Source organism: Angustibacter speluncae (assembly GCF_054777815.1).
This window is the reverse complement of the sequence record NZ_BAAHAF010000096.1, coordinates 1-2,391: the sequence shown is the minus strand read 5'-3', so window position 1 is coordinate 2,391 and position 2,391 is coordinate 1. Positions and strand designations below refer to the sequence as shown.

At 75.2% G+C, this 2,391-nt stretch carries 3 protein-coding genes; 2 read left to right on the top strand and 1 reads right to left on the bottom strand.

The genetic code is table 11. The annotated features are described in order from the left end of the window. Together ACYVKY_RS12415 and ACYVKY_RS12410 are read left to right on the top strand one after the other, a co-directional pair. Nucleotides 1-611: 3-oxoacid CoA-transferase subunit B (locus ACYVKY_RS12415; protein ID WP_460434004.1), on the top strand; the 611-nt coding region annotated here is incomplete at its 5' end. A 12-nt stretch (nucleotides 612-623) separates the two neighbouring features. Then, entirely contained in the window at nucleotides 624-1,490 is an 867-nt protein-coding gene (locus ACYVKY_RS12410) for a class I SAM-dependent methyltransferase (RefSeq protein ID WP_460435302.1), read from the top strand. Here the strand turns inward: ACYVKY_RS12410 and ACYVKY_RS12405 are convergent. Next, on the bottom strand, nucleotides 1,440-2,391 hold a 952-nt coding region (locus tag ACYVKY_RS12405; protein ID WP_460435301.1), incomplete at its 5' end, for a lysylphosphatidylglycerol synthase domain-containing protein. The two genes, ACYVKY_RS12410 and ACYVKY_RS12405, sit on opposite strands and share 51 nt — an antisense overlap.

The following is a 2,391-nucleotide window of genomic DNA, read 5'->3' as shown; positions in this document are numbered from 1 at the left end:
CCCGCGCCGCGGCCGAGCTGGCCGACGGCGACTACGTCAACCTCGGCATCGGCCTGCCCACCCTCGTGCCGAACCACGTCCCCGACGACGTCGAGATCGTCCTGCAGTCCGAGAACGGTCTGCTCGGCTTCGGCCCCTACCCCTACGCCGGCGAGGAGGACCCCGACCTGATCAACGCCGGCAAGGAGACCGTCACCCTGCGCCCCGGCGCCTCGGTGTTCGACTCCGCCACCAGCTTCGCCATGATCCGCGGCGGCAAGGTCGACGCCGCCATCCTCGGCGCCATGCAGGTCAGCGCCGGCGGCGACATCGCCAACTGGATGATCCCCGGCAAGATGGTCAAGGGCATGGGCGGCGCCATGGACCTGGTCCACGGCGCCCGCACGGTCATCGTCCTGATGGAGCACACCGCCAAGGACGGCACCCACAAGATCGTCGACGAGTGCACCCTGCCCCACACCGGCAAGGGCGTCGTCCAGCGCATCATCACCGACCTGGCCGTCATCGACGTCACCCCCACCGGCCTGGCCCTGGTCGAGACCGCCCCCGGCGTCACCGTCGACGAGGTCCGCGCCAAGACCCAGCCCCCGCTCGACGACCGCACCACCTGACCCGGAGGACCCGTGCCCCACGACTACGAGGCCACCTCGGAGCGGATGGACCTCGGCGGTTACGACGACTCGCCGGGCGACTACCTGATCTACCTGTTCCACCAGGTGACGTACGAGTTCGCCGCGGAGCGGGTCGCCGGCGCACGCGTGCTCGACTACGGCTGCGGCACGGGCTACGGGTCGCACCACCTCAGCGGCGCCGCCCGCGAGGTCGTCGGGGTCGACGTCTCCGACGACGCCGTGCGCCACGCCGCGTCGCTCTACCGGGCCGACAACCTGGAGTTCGTCGCCATCGAGCCCGTGGAGCGCACGCCCCTGCCGTTCCCGGACGCCTCGTTCGACGCCGTGGTGTCGTTCCAGGTGATCGAGCACGTGCCCGACATGGACGCCTACCTGGCCGAGGTCGCGCGGGTGCTGCGTCCGGGCGGCACGTTCCTGTGCGCCACGCCGGACCGCCGCACCCGGCTGTTCGCGCGGCAGCGGCCCTGGAACCGGTGGCACCTCGAGGAGCTCACCGACACCGGCCTCGCGCAGGTCGTCGGCCGGCACCTCGAGGTCGACGCCGTGCTGGGCATGACGGCACCGCCCGGCGTGATCGACCTCGAGCTGCGCCGTTGCCGCCGGCTGCGCCTGGTCACCCTGCCGTTCACCTTCCCCGGCGCGCCGGAGGGGTGGCGGGTCCGCGGCATCGAGGCGCTGCGCACGCTCTCGGGCGTGCCCGGACGCCTGCGCCGCGCCCGCGGCGGGTCCGCGCCCGAGCCCGCGTCGCCCGCCGGCAGCACCGACTTCGGCTTCGGGCCTCAGGACGTCGTCATCGCCGAGGGCGTGTCACCCTCGGTCAACACCGTCGTCGTCGCCACCCGCCCCGGACGCGGCTGACGCCCGCCGGGCGGCGACCAGGGCCACCAGGCCGGTCGCCGCGTCGACGACGGTCATCAGCACACGGGACAGCAGCACGACGACGAGCACGTCGGCCCGGGTGGCCGCACCGGCGAGCGCGACGGCCAGCACCACCTCGCGCACGCCGAGGCCCGCCGGCACGACCAGGACGACGAAGCCGGCGACCCACGCCAGCGCCATGCCGCCGACCGCGAGGGCGGTGAGCGCGGGCGACGGGTCGGCGCCGAGACCGACGAGCAGCACGAGCACCTGCAGGCCGAGCGCGACCCAGGACAGCAGGATCCAGCCCGCGGCGGCCGCGACGCCCCGCGCACCGGGAGCCGCGGGCGGCGTGCGGCGCAGCACCCGCGCGGCGGTGCCGAGCAGCAGGTGCAGCAGCCGGGGGTGCAGCGACAGCGGTGCGAGCACGACGACGGCCACGGCCAGGACGGTCACCGCTCCGGGCAGCTGCCCGCGCACGCCGGGCGAGACGAGCAGGGCCAGCGCAGCGACCCAGACGGCGACGACGCAGGTCATCGCCATCATGACGAGCATCGAGGCCGCGGCACGGGCCCGCGAGACGCCGTGGTCGCGGGCGAGCTCGGACACCGCGAGCACGTTCCAGACGCTGCCGGGCAGGTACTTGCCGAGCTGGCCGACCAGGAACGCCCGCAGCAGCGCGGGGCGCGGGGCCGTGGCGCCCAGGTCGCGGACGACCGCGAGCCAGGAGGCCGCACCGGCCAGGACGTTGACGGCCGTCAGGGCGGCGGCGGCGGGCGCGGCCCACCAGGGCAGCCGCCCGAGCGCGGCCAGCACCGCCTCGTGGACGCGCCACAGCGCCCACCCCGCGAGCGCGAGGGCGGCGACGACGAACGCGCCCCGCACCCAGGGCGAGCGCAGC